Here is a 19,296-nt window from a genome sequence, read left to right as displayed (position 1 = left end):
GAGGCAACCACACGGATGTCCGCGCCGGTGCTCGCTGCGTACCGCTACTGCGAGACGGTCACCGGGCAGCAGGCGCGCAACTTCGCCTACGGGATCAGGCTGCTGCCGGCCGACAGGCGACAGGCCATGTCGGCGCTCTACGCCTTCTCCCGCCGGGTCGACGACATCGGTGACGGGGCGCTGGCCCCCGAAGCCAAGGGGCGGCGCCTGGAGGACACCCGCGCGCTGCTCACCCGTATCAAGGACGGCCGGATCGCCGAGGACGACACCGACCCGGTGGCCGTCGCGCTCGCCGACGCCGCCCGGCGCTTCCCCATTCCGCTCGGCGCGCTGGACGAGCTGATCGACGGGGTGCTGGCGGACGTTCGCGGCGAGACGTACGAGACCTGGGACGAGCTGAAGGTCTACTGCCGCTGCGTCGCCGGGGCGATCGGCCGGATCTCACTCGGTGTGTTCGGCACCGTACCGGGCGCACTCGACGCCGAACGCGCCCCGGAATACGCCGATACGCTCGGGCTCGCGCTCCAACTGACCAATATCCTCAGGGATGTTCGCGAGGACGCGGGCAACGGACGGACGTACCTCCCGGCCGAGGATCTCGCCAAGTTCGGCTGTTCGGCGGGGTTCCAGAGCCCGGTGCCGCCGCCCGGCGCCGACTTCGCCGGTCTGGTGCAGTTCGAGGTTCGGCGGGCCCGCGCACTGTTCGCCGAGGGTTTCCGGCTGCTGCCGATGCTCGACCGGCGCAGCGGCGCCTGCGTGGCGGCGATGGCCGGTATCTACCACCGTCTGCTGTCGCGGATCGCCGACGACCCGGCGGCGGTCCTCCGCGGCCGGGTCTCGCTGCCCGGCCGGGAGAAGGCGTTCGTCGCGGTGCGCGGGCTCTCCGGGCTCGACGCGCGGGCGATCGGCCGCCGGCAGGCCGTGAGCAGGAGGCGTGGATGAGGTGCCGGACCGCGTACACCGGCCACGGTCCGGCGTCGGTGCGGCGGGCAACCCTTCGCCGGACGGAGGCGTCCATGACAGGCGTAAGGGGGAAGAGCACATGACAGTGGGAGCCACGCTGCCCGGGCGCGATTCCGCCCGTCCCTCCGGCCGTCCCGAAGGGGCGGCCGCGGTGGTCGTAGGGGGCGGACTCGCCGGCACCACCGCGGCGCTGGCCCTGGCCGACGCCGGCCTACGGGTCACGTTGGTCGAGGGCCGGCCGCGGCTCGGTGGTCTGGTCTTCTCGTTCCGCCGCGACTCCGCCGCCGGCCCGCTGACCGTCGACAACGGTCAGCACGTCTACCTGCGCTGCTGCACCGCCTACGGCAGCCACCTGGAGCGGCTCGGCGCGGGCCACCTTGCTCCTCTCCAGGACCGGATGGACGTCCCGGTGCTCGATGCGGGGAACGCCGGGGGCCGGCCGCGGCTCGGCCGGCTGCGCCGCGCCGGCCTGCCGGTCCCGCTCCACCTGGCCAAGAGCCTCGCGCTCTATCCGCACCTCTCACCCGCCGAACGCGCCGGCGTGGTCCGCGCCACCCTGGCCCTGGGACGCCTGGACCTGGCCGACCCCGCGCTGGACGCCACCGACTTCGGCAGCTGGCTGCGCCGCCACGGACAGAGCCCGCGCGCCGTCGAAGCGCTGTGGGACCTGGTCGGTATCGCCACCCTCAACGCCACTGCCGGCGACGCCTCGCTGGGGCTGGCCGCCAAGGTCTTCAAGACCGGGCTGCTCTCCGCCCCCGGCGCCGCCGACATCGGCTGGGCCCGGGTACCGCTCGGCGACCTGCACGACACCCACGCCGCCGCCGCGCTGAAGAAGGCCGGTGTCCGGACCGCGCTGCGCACCCGGGTCGCCGCGGTCACCCGCGACGACGCCGGCTGGCGGGTCGCGGTGGAGAACGGCCCGCACGGTCGGGAGACGCTCGCCGCGGACACCGTCGTCCTCGCCGTACCGCAGCGCGAGGCGCACGCCCTGTTGCCCGACGGCGCGTTGCCCGCCCGGGACCGGCTGTTGGACATCGGCACCGCACCGATCCTCAACGTCCACGTCGTCTACGACCGCAAGGTGGTGCGCCGCCCGTTCTTCGCCGCGGTCAGCTCGCCGGTCCAGTGGGTCTTCGACCGCACCGACGCCTCCGGACTGGCCCGTACCACCGGCCACGCACGCAGCCAGTACCTGGCCCTCTCGCAGTCCGCCGCACAGGAGGAGATCGACCGGCCGGTCGCCGAACTCCGTGCCCGCTACCTCCCCGAGCTGGAACGGTTGCTCCCGGCCGCCCGGGGCGCCCGGGTCCTCGACTTCTTCGTCACCCGCGAGCGCACCGCGACCTTCGCGCCCGCACCGGGCGTCGGTCGGCTCCGCCCGGCTGCCCGCACCCAAGTTCCCGGCCTGTTCCTGGCCGGTGCGTGGACCGCCACCGGGTGGCCCGCGACCATGGAGAGCGCTGTCCGCAGCGGCACCGCCGCCGCCCGTGAGGCACTCACCGAACTCGGCGTCCCCCAGGGCCGGTTGCCTCAGGAGGCGGCATGACCATGAGTACGGGCGCTCGCACGAGCACAAGCATCGGAAACAGAGGAGAAACCGTGGCTTCCCCGGCTATCGACACCGCGAGCGTCACCGCGCTGCTGGAGCGCGGGCGGACACTCGCCACTCCCGTGCTGCGTGCCGCCGTGGCCAGGCTCGCCCCTCCCATGGACACCGTCGCCGCCTACCACTTCGGGTGGATCGACGCGGCCGGCAACCCCAGCGCCGGTGACAGCGGCAAGGCGGTGCGCCCCGCACTCGCCCTGCTGTCCGCCGAGGTCGCGGGCGCCGCCCCCGAGATCGGAGTGCCCGGCGCGGTCGCCGTCGAGTTGGTGCACAACTTCTCGCTGCTGCACGACGACCTGATGGACGGTGACGAGCAGCGCCGGCATCGCGACACGGTCTGGAAGGTGCACGGACCCGCGCAGGCCATCCTGGTCGGCGACGCGCTGTTCGCGCTGGCCAACGAAATACTGCTGGAGCTCGGCACCGTCGAAGCGGGCCGCGCCACCCGCCGACTGACCCTGGCCACCCGCAAACTGATCGACGGTCAGGCCCAGGACATCTCCTACGAGCACCGCGAGCGGGTCACCGTCGAGGAGTGCCTGGAGATGGAGGGCAACAAGACCGGCGCCCTGCTCGCCTGCGCGGTCTCCATCGGTGCGGTCCTCGGCGGCGCCGACGACCGCACCGCGGACATCCTGGAGAAGTACGGCTACCACCTCGGCCTCGCCTTCCAGGCCGTCGACGACGTGCTGGGCATCTGGGGCGACCCGGAGGCCACCGGCAAGCAGACCTGGAGCGACCTGCGCCAGCGCAAGAAGTCGCTGCCGGTCGTCGCCGCGCTCGCGGCCGGTGGGCCCGCCTCCGAGCGGCTCGCTCAGATCCTGGCCGCCGACGCCAAGAAGAGCGAGACCGAGATCGCCGACTTCACCGAGGAAGAATTCGCCTCCCGCGCGGCGTTGATCGAAGAGGCCGGCGGCCGCGAGTGGACCTCCCAGGAGGCCCGCCGCCAGCACGCCACCGCCATCGCCGCCCTGGACGAGATCGACATGCCCGAACGCATCCGCGCGCAGCTCATCGCGCTCGCGGACTTCGTCGTCGTACGAGAGAGATGATGACCATCAACACGAACTAGATCGCAGTCGCCGGCCGGCGCCGTCCGGGCGCCGGCCGACGGAATCCCTGAGCACGCATTGACAGTTCACTGCAGAAGGGGAAGCCATGACAGCGACGACCGACGGCAGCACCGGAGCGCTCCCGCCCCCGGGCTCCTCGGCCACCGATGCCGCCGACGAGACCGCGCAGGCCGGTCCGGCCGGCAGACCGCCCACCGCCGTGCTCCAGGTCACGGCGGACGCCGCGCGGGAAGCGACCGCCCGCGCCACCGACTACCTGCTCTCCGTCCAGGACCCCGCCGGCTGGTGGAAGGGCGACCTCGAAACCAACGTCACGATGGACGCCGAGGACCTGCTGCTCCGTCAGTTCCTGGGCATCCAGGACCCCGAGCTCACCGAGGCCGCCGCCCGCTACATCCGCGGCGAGCAGCACCCGGACGGCACCTGGGCCACCTTCTACGGCGGGCCCGGTGAACTCTCCACCACCATCGAGGCGTACGTGGCGCTGCGGCTGGCCGGCGACGCGCCGGACGCCCCGCACATGGCCACCGCGTCGGCCTGGATCCGCGAACAGGGCGGCATCGCCGCCTCCCGCGTCTTCACCCGGATCTGGCTCGCCCTCTTCGGCTGGTGGAAGTGGGACGACCTGCCCGAACTCCCCCCGGAACTCATCTACTTCCCGAAGTGGTTCCCGCTCAGCATCTACGCCTTCGGCTGTTGGGCCCGGCAGACCATCGTCCCGCTGACCGTCGTCTCGGCCAAACGCCCGGTCCGCCCGGCGCCGTTCGCCCTCGACGAGCTGCACACCGACCCCCGCAACCCCAACCCGCCGCGGCCGATCGCCCCCGCCGCGAGCTGGGACGGCCTCTTCCAGCGCCTGGACAAGGCGCTGCACCTCTACCACAAGGTCGCGTTGCGCCGGCCGCGCGCCGCCGCGATGCGCTCGGCCGGCCGCTGGATCATCGAGCGGCAGGAGAACGACGGCTGCTGGGGCGGCATCCAGCCCCCCGCCGTCTACTCCGTCATCGCCCTGCACCTGCTCGGCTACGACCTCGACCACCCCGTGCTGCGGGCCGGCCTGGAATCCCTGGACCGGTTCGCGGTCTGGCGCGAGGACGGTGCCCGCATGATCGAGGCGTGCCAGTCGCCGGTGTGGGACACCTGCCTGGCGACCATCGCCCTGGCCGACGCCGGGGTGCCCGCCGATCACCCGCAGCTGGTCCAGGCCGCCGAGTGGATGCTCGGCGAGCAGATCGACCGCCCCGGCGACTGGTCCGTGCGCCGCCCCCAACTCCCCTCCGGTGGTTGGGCGTTCGAGTTCCACAACGACAACTATCCGGATATCGACGACACCGCCGAGGTGGTCCTGGCGCTGCGCCGGGTCCGGCACCCCGACCCGCAGCGGGTGGAGGCCGCGCTCGACCGCGCGGTGCGCTGGAACCTCGGGATGCAGTCGAAGAACGGGGCCTGGGGCGCGTTCGACGCCGACAACACCAGCCCGTTCCCCAACCGGCTGCCGTTCTGCGACTTCGGCGAGGTCATCGACCCGCCGTCGGCCGATGTCACCGCGCACGTCGTCGAGATGCTCGCCGAGGTCGGCCGGGTCCACGACCCGCGCACCCGCCGCGGCCTCGCCTGGCTGCTGGCCGAACAGGAGCCCAGCGGCGCCTGGTTCGGACGCTGGGGCACCAACTACGTCTACGGCACCGGCTCGGTGCTGCCCGCGCTCACCGCCGCCGGGATCCCCACCTCGCACCCCGCCGTCCGACGGGCCGTCGGCTGGCTGGAGCGGGTGCAGAACGACGACGGTGGTTGGGGTGAGGACCAGCGCTCCTACCAGGACGCGCAAGGGTGGGCCGGACGCGGCGCCTCCACCGCCTCGCAGACCGCCTGGGCGCTGATGGCGCTGCTCGCGGCCGGTGAGCGGGACGGCGAAGCGGTCCGCCGCGGGGTGCGGTGGTTGGTGGAGACCCAATTGCCGGACGGCTCCTGGGACGAGCCGTACTTCACCGGCACCGGCTTCCCGGGGGACTTCTCCATCAACTACCACCTCTACCGCCAGGTCTTCCCGCTGACCGCCCTCGGCCGCTACGTCCACGGCGGACCGGCCACCGGCGGGATCGCCGGGGCGCCGGTGGGGGACTGATGCCGAGACGGCTCCCGCCGGACGTGGAACCGCCGCTGCTGGTCGCCTGTGCGCTCGGCATCGAACGGTTCGCGCTGCGGGGCGGTGACCACGGGGCAGCGGTGGCGCCCGTGGTCACCCTCCGCACCGGCATGGGGCCCCAGGCGGCGGAGCGGGCCCTGGCCGCCGCACTGGGTGAGGGGGCGGCCACCGCGGGTTCGCCCGTGGTGGCCAGCGGCTTCTGCGCCGGGCTGGCCCCGGGGATGCGCCCCGGGGACGTGATCGTCGCCGAGGCCACCCGGGACCATCGGCCCGGCGTCCCCGATGTTCCTTGCCGCGACAACGGCCCCTTGGTGCGGTCCCTGCGGGAGCGCGGCCTGCGGGTGCACACCGGACTGCTGCGCGGCTCGGACCACGTCGTCCGGGGCGCGGAGCGGGCCGCACTGCACGCCGAGGGCGCGCTCGCGGTGGACATGGAGTCCGCCGCGACGCTCCGGACCGCGGTGCACTGCGGCAGCCGTGCGGTTGCGGCCGTCCGAGTGGTCGTGGACGCTCCGGAACACGAACTCGTGCGTATCGGGACGGTACGCGGTGGAATATCTGCCTTCCGTGTGCTGCGCTCGGTTTTCCCTGTTTTCTTTGAATGGCACCGTTCTTTGCTGCTCCCCAGGAGGTGAGCCAGATGGCAATGCCGCTCCGTCAGTCCATCCGGGTCGGGACCTATCTGTTTGAACAGAAAGTGCTGCGCAAGCGGGAGAAATTCCCGCTGATTGTCGAACTGGAACCGCTCTTCGCCTGCAATCTCAAATGCGAGGGATGCGGGAAGATCCAGCATCCGGCCGGAGTCCTCAAGCAGCGGATGCCGGTGGCCCAGGCGGTGGGGGCGGTGCTGGAATCCGGCGCCCCGATGGTTTCTATCGCCGGCGGTGAGCCTTTGATGCACCCTCAGATGGACGAGATCGTCCGGCAACTGGTGGCCCGCCGGAAGTACGTCTTCCTGTGCACCAACGCGATGCTGCTGCGCAAGAAGATCGACAAGTTCAAGCCCTCGCCGTATTTCGCCTTCGCGGTGCACATCGACGGGATGCGGGAGCGCCACGACGAATCCGTGGCGAAGGAAGGCGTATTCGACGAGGCGGTGGCGGCCATCAAGGAGGCCAAGCGGCGCGGCTTCCGGGTCACCACCAATTCCACCTTCTTCAACACCGACACCCCGCAGACCATCATCGAGGTCCTCAACTTCCTCAACGACGACCTACAGGTCGACGAGATGATGCTGTCGCCCGCCTACGCCTACGAGAAGGCCCCCGACCAGGAGCACTTCCTCGGCGTGGAGCAGACCCGGGAGCTGTTCCGGAAGGCGTTCGCCGGCGGCAACCGGCAGCGCTGGCGGCTCAACCACAGCCCGCTCTTCCTGGACTTCCTGGAGGGCAAGGCCGACTTCCCGTGCACGGCCTGGGCGATCCCCAACTACTCGCTGTTCGGTTGGCAACGCCCCTGCTACCTGATGAGCGACGGCTACGTCCCGACGTACCGGGAGCTGATCGAGAAGACCGACTGGGAGAAGTACGGCCGGGGCAAGGACCCCCGCTGCGCCAACTGCATGGCGCACTGCGGCTACGAGCCCACCGCCGTCCTGGCCACCATGGGCTCCCTGAAGGAGTCCCTCCGGGCCGCCAGGGAGACCGTCGCCGGGAACCGCGGCTGACACGACGTGCGGAGAGCCGGCGGCACCGGAGCGGTCCGGTGCCGCCGGTCCGGCTCGGGGCGGCGGGGCCCGCCGCCCGTAAGGAGAACACCTCGTGACCGGATTCGACCTGACCAAGCTGCTCGCCGAACGCGGCGCCGAGCGCTACGCACTGCACAGCCGCCACCTCAACCACCAACTGCCGCGGATGCTGCACACCATCGGCTTCGACAAGGTCTACGAACGGGCCGAGGGCGCCTACTTCTACGACGCCGACGGCCAGGACTACCTCGACATGCTCGCCGGTTTCGGCGTGATGGGCCTGGGCCGGCACCATCCGGTCGTCCGCCAGGCCCTGCACGACGTACTCGACGCCCAACTCGCCGACCTGACCCGCTTCGACTGCCAGCCGCTGCCCGGACTGCTCGCCGAGAAGCTGCTGGGCCACGCGCCCCACCTGGACCGGGTCTTCTTCGGCAACAGCGGCACCGAGGCCGTCGAGACCGCCCTGAAGTTCGCCCGCTACGCCACCGGCCGGCCGCGCATCCTCTACTGCACCCATGCCTTCCACGGTCTGACCACCGGCTCGCTCTCCGTCAACGGCGAGGACGGCTTCCGCGACGGCTTCACCCCACTCCTGCCGGACACCGCCGTCGAGATGGGCGACCTGGCGGCGTTGGAGCGGGAGTTGGGGCGCGGCGACGTGGCGGGCTTCGTCGTCGAACCCATCCAGGGCAAGGGCGTCACCGCAGCGCCGCCCGGATTCCTGCGCGCCGCACAGGAGTTGCTGCACCGCCACAAGGCGCTGCTGATCGCCGACGAGGTGCAGACCGGCCTCGGCCGGACCGGCGACTTCTTCGCCTACCAGCACGAGGAGGGCGTCGAACCGGACCTGGTGTGCGTCGCCAAGGCGCTCTCCGGCGGCTACATCCCGGTCGGCGCCACCCTGGGCAAGGACTGGATCTTCAAGAAGGTCTACTCGTCCATGGACCGGGTGCTGGTGCACTCCGCCAGCTTCGGGGCCAACGCCCAGGCGATGGCGGCCGGGCTGGCGGTGCTCGCGGTGATGGAGGACGAGGAGATCGTCGCGAACGCCCGGCACACCGGCGATCTGCTGCGCACCCGACTGGCCGCGCTGACCGACAGGTACGAGCTGCTGCACGAGGTGCGCGGCCGCGGCCTGATGATCGGCATCGAGTTCGGCCGCCCCAAGTCCCTTGGCCTGCGGAGCCGTTGGACGATGTTGCAGGCCGCCCGCAAGGGGTTGTTCGCGCAGATGGTCGTGGTGCCGCTGCTCCAGCGCCACCGCATCCTGACCCAGGTCTCCGGCGACCACCTGGAGGTCATCAAGCTGATTCCGCCGTTGATCATCGGTGAACGGGAAGTGGACCGGTTCGTCGGGGCGTTCACGGCCGTCATGGACGACGCCCACAGCGGCGGCGGCCTGATGTGGGACTTCGGGCGGACGCTGGTCAAACAGGCGGTCGCCAACCGCTGACGGCGCAGGGGGAGATGCCGTGGTCGCCGGGCCCGCCCGCACGGAAACACGGCAGGTCCGGTGAAGCGCGACCGGGTGGGTCACCGAGCCGTGACCCACCCGGTCGGACGTCAGTCCGTCAGCAGCCGGTCGCGCAGCCGCTCGCGGGTGGCGGGCGAGAGCTTCAGGCCGTCGACGAGGTAGGTCTCGGTCGAGCCCCAGGTCTCGTCGATCGCGTCGAAGGCGGCCGTCAGGTAGTCGATGTCCGCGCCGAACAGCGGCGACAGCAGTTCCATGACCTCCGGCGACATGCCTGCCGCGGAGTGGTTCGAGCGGCGGACCTTGTAGCGCCGGCTGGGGTCGTTGGACTGGAGGTAGTCCGCCTCGATGGCGTCCCGCTCCACGCCGACCGCGAGCAGGGTGACCGCGATGGACAGCCCCGCGCGGTCCTTGCCGGCGGCGCAGTGCATCAGCGCCGGCACGCTGTCCTCGGCGAGGGCGTGCAGCACCCGGCTGTGGTCCGCGGTGCGGGTGGTGATGATCTCGCGGTAGGTGTGGGCCATGCGGCCCGCGGCCTTGCCGTCACCGAGCATGACCCGGAGCTGGTCCAGTTCGCCGTCCCGTACCATCGTCCAGAATTCCGCCCCGTCGGCGGGATCGGTGAGCGGGATGTTGACGTTCCGTACACCGGGCAGGGTGACGTCGGGGCCTTCGAGCTTGATGTCGGAGGCGTTGCGGAAGTCGAAAATGGTGTGCAGCCCGAGACCGGCGAGGAATGCGGCGTCCGCCTCGGTGGCGTGCGCCAGGTGGCCACTGCGGTAGAGCCGACCGTGCTGGATGCGACGCCCGTCGACGGTCGGCAGTCCGCCCACGTCGCGGAAGTTGCGCACCTCGGCGAGCTCGGGCTGGGACTGGGGGACCTGCGGCGTCTGCTGCGTCACGGGCGCTCCTCGGGGTCGGCCGCCGACGCTACTCGTCGACGAGGCGGGCTCCTTCGACGATACGACATTGATGCCGTAGGCAATCAGGTGGCAAGAGCGCGCAACACCATCGCAACGGCGCGCATCATCCCCCATGCGCGGCTCCGGAGCAGCACTCCGTGAGCGTTCATTATTCCAAGTTGGACAGAATTTGACCTGGTGGTATTAATCACCTCCCGTCAACCCCTGGTTACGGTGGCGTAGGTCACTTCGGAAGGTGAAGTATGTCCTGACGTGGCAGACGATTCGAACAACATAAGCAAGAGCGCGATAAGCGCCATCGGGTCGTACGCAGCCGTCGGGGACAGCTTTACCGAGGGGGTCGGGGATCCCGGTCCGGACGGGGCGTACATCGGTTGGGCGGACCGGCTCGCGGTCCTCCTCGCCGACCAGCGGGACGAGGGGGACTTCCGCTATGCGAACCTCGCCGTGCGCGGGCGACTCCTGGACCGGATCATTGAGGAGCAGGTGCCCCGGGCGCAGCAGCTCGCCCCCGAGCTGGTGACGTTCTGTGCCGGTGGCAATGACATTCTGCGGCCGGGCTCGGATCCGGACGCGGTGGCCGAGCGCTACGAGGCGGCCGTGGTCGCGCTGCGGGAGACGGTCCCGACGGTGCTGCTGTGCACCGGTTTCGACACCCGTGGGGTCCCGGTCCTCAAGCATCTGCGGGGAAAGATCGCCACGTACACCGCTCATGTGCGGGCCATCGCCGACCGGCATGACTGCCCGGTGCTCGACCTGTGGTCGCTGAAGTCCGTCCAGGACCGTCGGGCATGGAGTCAGGACCGGCTGCACCTGTCGGCCGACGGCCACACCCGGGTGGCGCTGCGGGCCGGGCAGGTGCTGGGCCTTGCGGTGCCGGCCGACCCGGACCAGCCGTGGCCGCCGGAGACCGAGCGGACCGCCGCCGAGGCCCGGCGGGACAACGTCCACTGGGCGCGCGAGCACCTGGTGCCGTGGATCGGCCGCCGACTGCGCGGCGTCTCCTCCGGTGATCACGTCGAGCCCAAGCGGCCCGATCTGCTGCCGCTGTAACTCTTCCGGTGCGCAAGGCCCCGTGTCCGCCCCCGTGGCGGCGCGGGGCCTTCAGTGCGTTGCGGTGTGGTACGGAAGGTCCGCCCAGACGACCTGGCCCCGGCCGCTGTCGTCGGGCCGGGTGCCCCAACTGTCGGAGAGCGCACCGACCAGGAAGAGTCCGCGCCCGCCCTCCTGGTCGAGGGTGCCGGGTTGGGCGTGCGGGGCGGAGAGGCCCGGGCCGCCCTCGTCGGTGATCTCTATGCGTATGTGCGCGCCGACCACCGCGATCTCGCAACCGACCTTTTCGCTGTCGGTGTGCCGCACCGCGTTGGTGAACAGCTCGGTGACCACCAACTCCACGTCGTCGCGGACCTGTTGAGCAGCGTCCCACTCGCGCAGCAGCGTGCTCACGCGCCTGCGTGCCTCGGGCACGGACGTGCGCCGCGCCGGCAAGTGGAACGCGTCCTGAGGGCTCTGGGCGAGGAAGCCGCCGCATCGCCCTAACGACGGAGCGTTTTTGTAGGAAGCCACGACATAACTATGTGCGATGTTGCTCACCGTTGGCAAGGATCAGTCTGTAATTTGCAGAATTGAAAGTGCAGTCTGTTCGAGCTGATGACGGCATGACACACTGCTGAACACTGAAGCTGGTTGGAGGGGATCGGACGTGGCGGACCCACGGTCTGCAGGTGCACCGACCGTCCTGCGGGTAGTGCTCGGCAAGCGACTGCAGGACCTGCGGGAGAGGGCGGGGCTCTCCTTCGAGCGGGCCGCGGCCGCGCTGGATGTGACGCACGCCACGATACGGCGCATGGAAAAGGCCGAGGTCGGCCTCAAGATCCCGTACGTCGAGAAGCTGTTGGCGACCTACGGCGTCACCGATCAACGAGAGATCGACGGCTTCCTCTCCCTGGCCCGCGAGGCCAACCGCCCGGGCTGGTGGCACCGCTTCCGCGACGTCCTCCCCGAGTGGTTCAGCGCCTTCGTCAGCCTGGAGAGCGAAGCCAACCTGATCCGCTCCTACCAACCGCACTACGTCCCCGGCCTGTTGCAGACCGAGGAGTACGCCGCCGCCGTGCTGCGCGCCGGAATGCCGCACGCCGCCCCGGCCGACATCGATCGCATCGTGGCCCTGCGCATGGAGCGGCAGGCACTGTTGACCCGCGAGAACGCCCCGATGCTGTGGTCGGTCATGGACGAGACCGTGCTGCGGCGGCCCATCGGCGGACCCAAGGTGATGCGCGACCAGATCGCCCGGCTGATGGATGCCACCTCGATGCCGAACGTCCGGCTCCAGGTGATGCCCTTCGCCGCGGGCCCGCACCCAGCCATGTACGGGCCGTTCCACATCTTCCGCTTCCCGATCCCGGAGCTCCCGGACATCGCGTACGCGGAAAGCCTCGTCGGAGCCGTGTACTTCGACCAGCGCAACGACGTCTCGCAGTTCCTGGAGGCCCTGGACCGGATGTGTGCGCAGGCCGCGCCGGCACACACCACCGAGGCCATTCTGGGTGGCTTTCGCAAGGAGATCTGAACCCCCCATGGATCGCATACGTATCTACAACGGCATGCCCGCCAACGAACTGGGCAACGACGGCTGGCACAAGCCGTGGAGCGGCGGAAACGGCGGCGAGTGCGTCGAGGCCATGCGCCTGCGGGACGGCCGGGTCGCACTGCGCCAGTCCACCGACCCGGACGGTCCCGCACTGATCTACACCCACCGCGAGATGGTCAGTTTCATCGAGGGCGCGAAGGCCGGCCACGCCGACTTCCTGCTCTCCGCCGCGCCGTGTTCGGCGCACTGAGGGAGGGGCCATGACCGACCAGCACAGCCCTCCCGAGGCGGACGCCGGCGTTCCGGAGATCGGGCCGTACCCGCCGGGGCCGGACCATCTGGGCTTCTCCGCCGAGGAGATCGACACCAGCCGGCCGCATCCGGCGCGGATGTACGACTACTTCCTCGGCGGATGGGACAACTACGAGGTCGACCGGGTCGCCGCCGACCGGGTCATCGAACTGCACCCGCAGGTGCGCGACAGCGTCCGCGCCAACGGGGCCTTCCGCCGGCGCGCGGTCCGCGCGGTGGTGGCGTCCGGGATCCGACAGTTCCTCGTCCTCGGCATCGGCATCCCCACCTCGCCCAACACCCACGAGGTGGCCCGGGAGACCGCACCCGGTACCCGGGTGGTCTACGTGGACAGCGACCCGATCGTCGCCACCCACGCCCGGGCCCGGCTCGCCAACGCCCCGGGCACCGCCTTCGCCCTCGGGGACATCCGCGATCCCAAGGCCGTCCTGGACGACCCGGTGGTCCGCGAACTGATCGACTTCGAGCGCCCGGTGGGGCTGCTGGTCGGCGGCGTGATGGACTTCCTCGGCGAGGACGACAACCCCGCCGCACTGCTCGCCGCGTTCGGCGCCGCGGTGCCGGCCGGCAGCCACCTGGTGCTCTCGCACGGCACGTACGAACCGTACGAGGGCTATGCGGAAGGCAAGATCGACGAGGCGGCCCGGGCCCATGTGGAGGAGGTCTACAAGAGCGCCACCACCCCGCTCGCGCTCCGCACCAAGGACGAGTTCGCGGCCCTCCTCGGGCCGTTCACCCCGCTGGAGCCGGGGATCGTACGCGTGCCGCTATGGCGACCGGACGGGCCCGTGCCCGGCCCGAAGGAGCTCAACGACACCATCTTCTACGGAGTGGTGGGCCGCAAGGACTGAACCGGCGGTACCCCGGCACGGTCGGACGCCGGCGCCCCCGCAGTACGGGGCCGATCCGGTGTGGGAGTCCGACCGGGTGCGGGGAGTCGCCCGGGGAGGGGGAGTTCCACCGGCACGGAGAGCTCCACGGGCACGGAGTGATGCCCGGGGGCGGGGAGTTGCCCCGGGGCGGGGATCCGCTCCAGTACGCCGCCCGCGAAGACGTCGTACAGCGGCAGAGTCTCCAGATGGACGTAGCCGATGTGGCAGTCGCAGACGGCCAGCGGGCAGGGGCGCGGGCGGAGCGCAGCGCGGAAGCTGCCGTCGTAGAGATTGCCCAGCTCGGCCCGGACGAAATGACAGCGCCGGACCGTGCCGTCACCGTCCACCGACAGCACCGACTCGCCCGTCCGGCAGGGGAGTCCGGCACTGCGGTGCGGATGCCGGCTGTACGGGAAGAGGGGATCCAGCGCCGTCCAGTCGGCGGCCTCGGCGTCCGTGTACGTACGGCCCTCCGCGGCGTTGACCCAGAGGTAGACCCGCTCGGGAAGGTCCGCGCGGAGCCTGCGGGCGGCTTCGAGGTGCTCGGGGAAGCCGACGACGCCCACGCTGAACCGGACACCGCGGTCGGCCAACTCCCGGGTCTTCGAAAGGAAACGCTCGGAGGGCGTCTGGCCCGGGTGGTAGGTGCACCACAGGGCGAGGGTGTCGAGGTCGGCCCCGGCGAGCCAGTCCGTGCGGCAGCTGAGGTTGGTCTGGATCGTCACCCGGCGCACGTGCGGGAGGCGGCTCAGCTCGACGAGGGCGCGCCGGTACCAGGAGCGGACCAGGCCCTCGCCCCACGGGGTGAAGAGCACCGACAGCCGGTCGCCCGTCTGGTGCGCGGCCCAGGTGGTGAAACGGTCCAGCGCGGCCCGGTCGGCACGCAGCTGCTCGCGGCTGTCCCGCCGCTTGGCGAACGGGCAGTAGGGGCAGTCGTAGTCGCAGGACGCCAGTGGCCCGCGGTAGAGAAGCGTCAAGTCCATCGCAGGGTCCGTCACTTGAGGTCGTAGGCGGCCATCCGGGACCGGACGCCGGGGGAGAACAGCAGCGGGCCCAGGGCGTCGGAGTGCGCAAGTCCCTCGGGGGACAGTCGCAGCAGGTCCGGGCCGGCCGTCCCGTCCAGCCAGCCGCGCTCGGCGAACGCCGCCAGCTCCACCGGGAAGTCGTCCGCCGGCGCACTGCCGAAGCGGGCCCGGTAGTCCGCCACCGGCATGCCCGCCGCCTGGAGGACCGACTGCAAGAGATGGCGGCGGCGCGGCTCGTCACCGGTCATCCGCCAGCCGAACTCGGCGTGCGCGAAGTCCGCGGCGGGGCGGGAGGCGTAGTCGTCGATGAGCGAGCGGATCTGCGTCATCCCGACCGCGTAGTCGAAGGAGTAGTGCAGCGTCGAGGTGTACGAGCGGGCACCGCAGCCCAGGCCGATCATGCCGTCGGTCTGGCAGGCGTAGTCGCCGTCCGCGCCCGGGGCCACGTCGGGACCGGCCGCCGGACGGCGGAACATCCGCATGGAGACCTGCTCGTATCCCGCGGCGAGGAGGTGGTCCCGGCCGTGGCGGTACAGCCGCAGCCGCTGGGCGTCCCACTCCGGGTCGGGGCCGGCGCTCTCCTTGCGGCCCAGCCCCGTCAGCGGTCGCACATACAGCGGGTACAGATACAGCTCCTCGGGGCGCCAGCGCAGCGCGGCGTCCAGCGACCGCTGCCAGCTGCGCTCCGTCTGCCCGTCGATCCCGTAGATCAGATCGATGTTGAGCACCGGAACGCCCGACTCCCGTATGCGGTCCAGCGCCGCCGTCACCTCCGCCGGATCCTGCGGACGGACCGCCGCCCGCGCCTCCTCCTCGACGAAGCTCTGCACACCGATGCTGATCCGGGTCGCCCCCCGCTCGGCGAGCACCGCCAACCGGTCCGCGGTGGCGGTCGACGGCGACGTCTCGACCGACAGCGGCACCGTCCGCAGATCCGCCCCCATCCGCCGCTCCGCGATGTCGCACAGCCGCGACAACTCCCCGGCGCCGAGGAACGTCGGAGTGCCACCGCCGAACGCCGCGGCCGCGAAGCGGGCGTCCGGGCCGAGCGCCGCGCGGACGGCCGTCGCCTGCCGCTCCAGGGCGTCCAGATACGCCGTGGTCAGCTCGCCCGGGGCACCGATCCGGGTGAAGAGGTTGCAGAAGCCGCACCGCACCTCGCAGAACGGTATGTGGAGGTAGAGCGAGAGGGCGTGCTGTGGCTCGGCCGCCCACAGCTCGCGCAGCGCCGGGCGGTCCGGCAGCCGCCGGTACGCCGTCTTGTGGGGGTAGGCGTAGACGTAGCTCTCGTACGGTGAGACGGGTGCCGCGGCGGGAGCCGGGGACAGCAGGGGGAGCGGGGTGCGGATCATCGGGCGGCCTCGATCGTGAACTGGGCGTAGGGGACGGTCCATACGGCCTCGTGGCCGAGGCGATGGCCCGTATAGCCGTCGTCGCCATAGGTCGTGCCGTGGTCGGAACAGACGATGGCGAAGCACGGGCGGCGGCCGGCGGCCGCGGCGAAGAGCCGGCCGATGTGCCGGTCGACGTATTCCAGGGCGGCGGCGTGCGTGGCACGGCTGTCGCCGGCCTCCCGGGTGGCGCCCGGCAGGTGGAACCAGTTCGGCTGGTGCAGCGCCGAGACGTTCACGAACAGGAAGAGCCGCTGCTCGGCCGGCAGCCCGGCGACGACCTCCTCGGCCCGACGCACCTGAGCCTCGAACGAAGTGGGCGAGGCGACGCCGAACTCGGGCTCCCAGTACGCCTCCTGGAACAGCCCGGGGAGCACCGACCCCAGCGCCGCCTGCCGGTTGAAGAACCCCACCCCGCCGATGCACACCGTGCGGTAGCCCACCGCGGCCAGCCCGGAGACCAGGTCGGGGGCGTCGAACACCCAGGTGCCGGGCGCGGTGGTCTCGCTGCCGGCGAACCGCGCCGCGAACAACCGCGGATGCGGCCCCGGGAAGGCCGGCGTCGGCAGGAAACCGGCGAAGATCGCCTGGTGGGAGGCGTAGGTGAAGCTGCCAGGGGCGTGCCGGCGCTCCCACCGGCCACCGGGCAGATGGCGGGCCAGATGCGGGATCCGGCCGGCCGCGGCGAGCTCCTGCGCCACGTCGTAACGCAGCGTGTCGAGGGTGACCAGCAGCAGGTCGTGGCTGCCCACGATCGCGGTCATGTCGGGCCCGGCGGGCACCCCCTCGGGGACGGCCGCTGCTTTCGGGATCCGGGGGGCGGTTTCAGGGGCGTGCACGAGACGTTCCGTTCTTTCCATGCGTACGGCATACGGCGGCGACCTGCGCCCCGTAGGTGTCCAGGCCCTCGGCACCACCGCCGGGCAGTCCGGTCAGCCGGGGCAGCAGATCCCCGAAGGCGTTCACCTCACCCACCGCGAACCGCCGCCAGCCCGCCGCCGGCAGCAGGTCCACGCCCACGCACAGGGTGCGCGGGAAGCACGCGGCGGCCGCCTCGCAGACCGCGAGGGCATCGGACCAGCGGGCCCCCGACGCCTCGATGGCCGCCCGCGCGGCATCGAGGTCGCCGCGCACCCCGCCCAGATGGAGGTTGGTCATCGGGGAACGGCTGGTCCGCACCACGGCGTGGGTCGCGCGGCCGGCCACGACCACCACCCGCAGATCGGCCACCCGACCGTGCTGCGCCGCCTTGGGATACCACCGCTCGATGTGCAGGCCGTCCGGGGCCAGCGCGTCCACGATGGCCGCGATCTGCGGCTCGCCGTCGTAGCGGCGCACCCGCAGGGAGTTGAACAGGCGCCCGTCCCCGGTCAGTTCGACCGAGGTGGTGGCGCGGAGTCGACCCCGGCCGTCGCCCTCCAAGGCCACCACTCCGGACGCCGAGGAGCCGTGCGCCGGCTTGAGGAAGGCCCGCCACAGACCGGCCGACTCCAACACTGCCCGGACCTCGGCCCAGCCACCGAACGCCGGCGCGGCCGGGCCCGACGTCGGCGACTCCGGCACCGGCACCCCGGCGGCCCGCAGCACCCCGTGGCACCGCCGCTTGTCGAAGAGCACCGCCAACTCGCCCGGATCGTCCAGCAGGACGGCCCCGCCCACCGAGGCGGCCCGGGCGACCGCGCGCACCGCCTCGGTGAAGCGGGCGTACCACCGGGCGGTGCCCTCGACCGCGGTCGGATCGACTGCCCCCCGCAGCAGCCGCTCGACGTCGGCGTTCTCCCCCGGTGAGTCGATCCGCACGAACTCGCCCGGCGCGAACTCCGCACCCGTGCGCAGCACCTCGGCCCAGGCCAGCAGTCGCGGCGCGGGCAGCCCCGCGGCGCGGACCGCCTCGGTGAAGAGCGTCACCCGACGGTTCTCGGGATTGCCGACCACGGCGAAGCGGGGCGGGCCCGCGGTGCCGGGTCGGTCGGCGGTGTGCATGGGTGCCTCCGGGCGGTGGGTGGTCCGGCGGGACTTGGGGAGGGCCCGGTCCGGTCTCGGGTCGGTCGTGGCGGCGTCGCGGGCTACTCGGTCACCGCGGCGTACCGCCAGACCCGGTCCTCGTACTGCCCCATCGTCTCGCTCTCGCCTATGACGACCTCGACGCCCTGCTGCGTCAGTGTCGTGCGCACCCGCTCGGCCATCGCGGCGGTGAGGAAGTGGTGCTCCAGGTCGAGCTGCTTGAGGTGGGTGAGCGGCTGGCCGACGAGCAGTGCCTCCGCACCGGTGTCGGTGAGCGTGCCCATCGACAGGTCCAGGCTCTCCAGGCCGGCGACGACCGGAGCCGCGGCGACGGCGGTGGCGATCTCGTCCTGGATCTCGCTGTTCTGCAGCCCCAGGTGACGCAGCCGGGGGAAGCGGGCGCCGGACAGCACCCCGGTCAGGTCGCCGATCTCGTAGTCCCCGCCGTACTCCGGCACCCCGAGCCAGAGGACCAACGACTCCAGGGCGGGGAGGTCGCTCCCGCAGACCCCCCGGACCACCTCGGCCGGCAGCCCACCGGACTCCAACCGCAGCTCCCGCAGCGCCTCATGGCGCACAGCCGGGAATTCCAGCTCCGTGCCGCCGCGCACGGTGAGCACCTCCAGCGCGGGGAAGGCGGTGAGCAGCGGGGACACATCGGACTGCTGGATCCAGGAGATCTCCGACTCCTCCTGGGCGATCTCGCCGAGGAAGACGGCCCGCAGGCTGGTGAACCGGTCCTGGGCGGCCACGATGGCCGAGACGACGACCTCGGAGGTGTTGTCGTACGCCTCGCCCCACTGACCGACGATCAGCGCGCGCACCCCCGACAGGTCCACGGCCTTGACGAAGCGCTTCCAGAGCTCCTCGAAGCTGCTGTCCTCGCCGTCGCCGTACGGATCGTGGGCGAGCCGCCAGGCGACCGCGCCGGCCGCGGGGAGCGGGTCCGGGGCCTCGGCGGACTCCGGGAACGTGAAGACGGGCAGCCCGTCGAACTCTTCGATGAACTCGTGAACGCTCATGCCGACATTCCTATCAACCGGCACTGACAATCCCGCCCGAGCCCCCGCTTCCCGCCCGCCGCGGTCCGGGCGTTTCCGCAGCTCAGCGCCGATTGTCAGACCCACCCCCTAACGTTTTCGACAACTCGCGGAGTGCGACACGACCGCTGTGCGGCGGGTCGGACGTCGGGACGGACGAGAACGGGCGAGAACGGACGAGAGGAAC

18 protein-coding genes are annotated in these 19,296 nt (G+C 71.6%); 11 read left to right on the top strand and 7 right to left on the bottom strand.

Translation table 11 applies throughout. The features are described from left to right. The first annotated feature begins 15 nt into the window (after positions 1 to 15). The 7 genes from hpnD (at position 16) to ACFVT2_RS03225 (ending at position 8,934) form a co-directional block, all read left to right on the top strand. A complete protein-coding gene (gene hpnD / locus ACFVT2_RS03255) occupies positions 16 to 942 on the top strand; it encodes a presqualene diphosphate synthase HpnD (protein ID WP_390012215.1) in 927 nt (308 codons plus the stop codon). Positions 943 to 1,042: 100 nt separating this feature from the next. Beyond that, positions 1,043 to 2,512, top strand: a complete 1,470-nt coding sequence (gene hpnE / locus ACFVT2_RS03250; protein ID WP_390011433.1) for a hydroxysqualene dehydroxylase HpnE — start codon at positions 1,043 to 1,045, stop codon at positions 2,510 to 2,512. A 2-nt stretch (positions 2,513 to 2,514) separates the two neighbouring features. Then, positions 2,515 to 3,624, top strand: coding sequence for a polyprenyl synthetase family protein (locus tag ACFVT2_RS03245; protein ID WP_390012213.1), 1,110 nt, complete (start codon positions 2,515 to 2,517; stop codon positions 3,622 to 3,624). A gap of 106 nt (positions 3,625 to 3,730) precedes the next feature. Beyond that, the gene (gene shc, locus ACFVT2_RS03240) at positions 3,731 to 5,770 is read left to right on the top strand and encodes a squalene--hopene cyclase (protein WP_390011430.1); all 2,040 of its coding nucleotides are present in this window, start codon (positions 3,731 to 3,733) and stop codon (positions 5,768 to 5,770) included. Then, on the top strand, positions 5,770 to 6,426 hold the full coding sequence (locus ACFVT2_RS03235) for a 1-hydroxy-2-methyl-2-butenyl 4-diphosphate reductase (protein ID WP_390011427.1): 657 nt from the start codon (positions 5,770 to 5,772) through the stop codon (positions 6,424 to 6,426). Before shc ends, ACFVT2_RS03235 begins: the two co-directional genes overlap by 1 nt. 5 nt (positions 6,427 to 6,431) lie before the next feature. Continuing rightward, positions 6,432 to 7,457, top strand: coding sequence for an adenosyl-hopene transferase HpnH (gene hpnH, locus ACFVT2_RS03230; protein WP_390011424.1), 1,026 nt, complete (start codon positions 6,432 to 6,434; stop codon positions 7,455 to 7,457). A gap of 94 nt (positions 7,458 to 7,551) precedes the next feature. Then, positions 7,552 to 8,934, top strand: coding sequence for an aspartate aminotransferase family protein (locus ACFVT2_RS03225; protein WP_390011422.1), 1,383 nt, complete (start codon positions 7,552 to 7,554; stop codon positions 8,932 to 8,934). Between the two features lie 110 nt (positions 8,935 to 9,044). Here ACFVT2_RS03225 and ACFVT2_RS03220 read toward each other — a convergent pair whose 3' ends face one another. Continuing rightward, positions 9,045 to 9,854, bottom strand: a complete 810-nt coding sequence (locus tag ACFVT2_RS03220; RefSeq protein ID WP_390011420.1) for a tyrosine-protein phosphatase — start codon at positions 9,852 to 9,854, stop codon at positions 9,045 to 9,047. A gap of 273 nt (positions 9,855 to 10,127) precedes the next feature. Here ACFVT2_RS03220 and ACFVT2_RS03215 point away from each other — a divergent pair, with 273 nt between their 5' ends. After that, a complete protein-coding gene (locus ACFVT2_RS03215) occupies positions 10,128 to 10,928 on the top strand; it encodes an SGNH/GDSL hydrolase family protein (RefSeq protein WP_390011418.1) in 801 nt (266 codons plus the stop codon). A gap of 51 nt (positions 10,929 to 10,979) precedes the next feature. Here the strand turns inward: ACFVT2_RS03215 and ACFVT2_RS03210 are convergent, their stop codons facing one another. Next, entirely contained in the window at positions 10,980 to 11,363 is a 384-nt protein-coding gene (locus tag ACFVT2_RS03210) for an ATP-binding protein (protein ID WP_390012210.1), read from the bottom strand. 214 nt (positions 11,364 to 11,577) lie between these two features. Between ACFVT2_RS03210 and ACFVT2_RS03205 the strand changes: the two genes are divergently transcribed. Genes ACFVT2_RS03205 through ACFVT2_RS03195 form a run of 3 tightly spaced genes read left to right on the top strand, consistent with a single transcriptional unit; the run spans position 11,578 to position 13,628 of the window. Next, a complete protein-coding gene (locus tag ACFVT2_RS03205) occupies positions 11,578 to 12,444 on the top strand; it encodes a helix-turn-helix domain-containing protein (RefSeq protein ID WP_390011415.1) in 867 nt (288 codons plus the stop codon). 7 nt (positions 12,445 to 12,451) lie between these two features. Continuing rightward, the gene (locus tag ACFVT2_RS03200; protein ID WP_390011413.1) at positions 12,452 to 12,715 is read left to right on the top strand and encodes a DUF397 domain-containing protein; all 264 of its coding nucleotides are present in this window, start codon (positions 12,452 to 12,454) and stop codon (positions 12,713 to 12,715) included. A 10-nt stretch (positions 12,716 to 12,725) separates the two neighbouring features. Then, positions 12,726 to 13,628 carry an SAM-dependent methyltransferase gene (locus ACFVT2_RS03195; RefSeq protein WP_390011410.1) on the top strand — a complete coding sequence of 301 codons (903 nt, stop codon included), beginning with the start codon at positions 12,726 to 12,728 and terminating at the stop codon, positions 13,626 to 13,628. Here ACFVT2_RS03195 and ACFVT2_RS03190 read toward each other — a convergent pair. From ACFVT2_RS03190 to ACFVT2_RS03170, 5 genes are all read right to left on the bottom strand, one after another. Then, positions 13,601 to 14,632, bottom strand: a complete 1,032-nt coding sequence (locus ACFVT2_RS03190; RefSeq protein WP_390011408.1) for an STM4011 family radical SAM protein — start codon at positions 14,630 to 14,632, stop codon at positions 13,601 to 13,603. The two genes, ACFVT2_RS03195 and ACFVT2_RS03190, sit on opposite strands and share 28 nt — an antisense overlap. Positions 14,633 to 14,643: 11 nt before the next feature. Continuing rightward, positions 14,644 to 16,026, bottom strand: a complete 1,383-nt coding sequence (locus ACFVT2_RS03185; RefSeq protein ID WP_390011406.1) for an STM4012 family radical SAM protein — start codon at positions 16,024 to 16,026, stop codon at positions 14,644 to 14,646. Beyond that, on the bottom strand, positions 16,023 to 16,829 hold the full coding sequence (locus ACFVT2_RS03180; RefSeq protein WP_390012208.1) for an STM4013/SEN3800 family hydrolase: 807 nt from the start codon (positions 16,827 to 16,829) through the stop codon (positions 16,023 to 16,025). Before ACFVT2_RS03180 ends, ACFVT2_RS03185 begins: the two co-directional genes overlap by 4 nt. Before the next feature lie 61 nt (positions 16,830 to 16,890). After that, the gene (locus ACFVT2_RS03175) at positions 16,891 to 18,048 is read right to left on the bottom strand and encodes an STM4014 family protein (protein ID WP_390011403.1); all 1,158 of its coding nucleotides are present in this window, start codon (positions 18,046 to 18,048) and stop codon (positions 16,891 to 16,893) included. A gap of 83 nt (positions 18,049 to 18,131) precedes the next feature. Then, entirely contained in the window at positions 18,132 to 19,091 is a 960-nt protein-coding gene (locus ACFVT2_RS03170) for an STM4015 family protein (protein ID WP_390011400.1), read from the bottom strand. Between the last annotated feature and the right edge of the window lie 205 nt (positions 19,092 to 19,296).

This window comes from Streptomyces sp. NPDC058000 (assembly GCF_042886435.1).
Classification (GTDB): Bacteria; Actinomycetota; Actinomycetes; order Streptomycetales; family Streptomycetaceae; genus Streptomyces.
This window is presented reverse-complemented; position numbering and strand designations above follow the sequence as displayed.

What these genes read in the sequence shown, in the direction of transcription:
- hpnD (WP_390012215.1), top strand. Translation starts at nt 16, where the DNA reads ATGTCCGCGCCGGTGCTCGCTGCGTACCGCTACTGCGAGACGGTCACC.
- hpnE (WP_390011433.1), top strand. Translation starts at nt 1,043, where the DNA reads ATGACAGTGGGAGCCACGCTGCCCGGGCGCGATTCCGCCCGTCCCTCC.
- ACFVT2_RS03245 (WP_390012213.1), top strand. Translation starts at nt 2,515, where the DNA reads ATGAGTACGGGCGCTCGCACGAGCACAAGCATCGGAAACAGAGGAGAA.
- shc (WP_390011430.1), top strand. Translation starts at nt 3,731, where the DNA reads ATGACAGCGACGACCGACGGCAGCACCGGAGCGCTCCCGCCCCCGGGC.
- ACFVT2_RS03235 (WP_390011427.1), top strand. Translation starts at nt 5,770, where the DNA reads ATGCCGAGACGGCTCCCGCCGGACGTGGAACCGCCGCTGCTGGTCGCC.
- hpnH (WP_390011424.1), top strand. Translation starts at nt 6,432, where the DNA reads ATGGCAATGCCGCTCCGTCAGTCCATCCGGGTCGGGACCTATCTGTTT.
- ACFVT2_RS03200 (WP_390011413.1), top strand. Translation starts at nt 12,452, where the DNA reads ATGGATCGCATACGTATCTACAACGGCATGCCCGCCAACGAACTGGGC.
- ACFVT2_RS03195 (WP_390011410.1), top strand. Translation starts at nt 12,726, where the DNA reads ATGACCGACCAGCACAGCCCTCCCGAGGCGGACGCCGGCGTTCCGGAG.
- ACFVT2_RS03190 (WP_390011408.1), bottom strand. Translation starts at nt 14,632, where the DNA reads ATGGACTTGACGCTTCTCTACCGCGGGCCACTGGCGTCCTGCGACTAC.
- ACFVT2_RS03185 (WP_390011406.1), bottom strand. Translation starts at nt 16,026, where the DNA reads ATGATCCGCACCCCGCTCCCCCTGCTGTCCCCGGCTCCCGCCGCGGCA.
- ACFVT2_RS03180 (WP_390012208.1), bottom strand. Translation starts at nt 16,829, where the DNA reads ATGACCGCGATCGTGGGCAGCCACGACCTGCTGCTGGTCACCCTCGAC.
- ACFVT2_RS03175 (WP_390011403.1), bottom strand. Translation starts at nt 18,048, where the DNA reads ATGCACACCGCCGACCGACCCGGCACCGCGGGCCCGCCCCGCTTCGCC.
- ACFVT2_RS03170 (WP_390011400.1), bottom strand. Translation starts at nt 19,091, where the DNA reads ATGAGCGTTCACGAGTTCATCGAAGAGTTCGACGGGCTGCCCGTCTTC.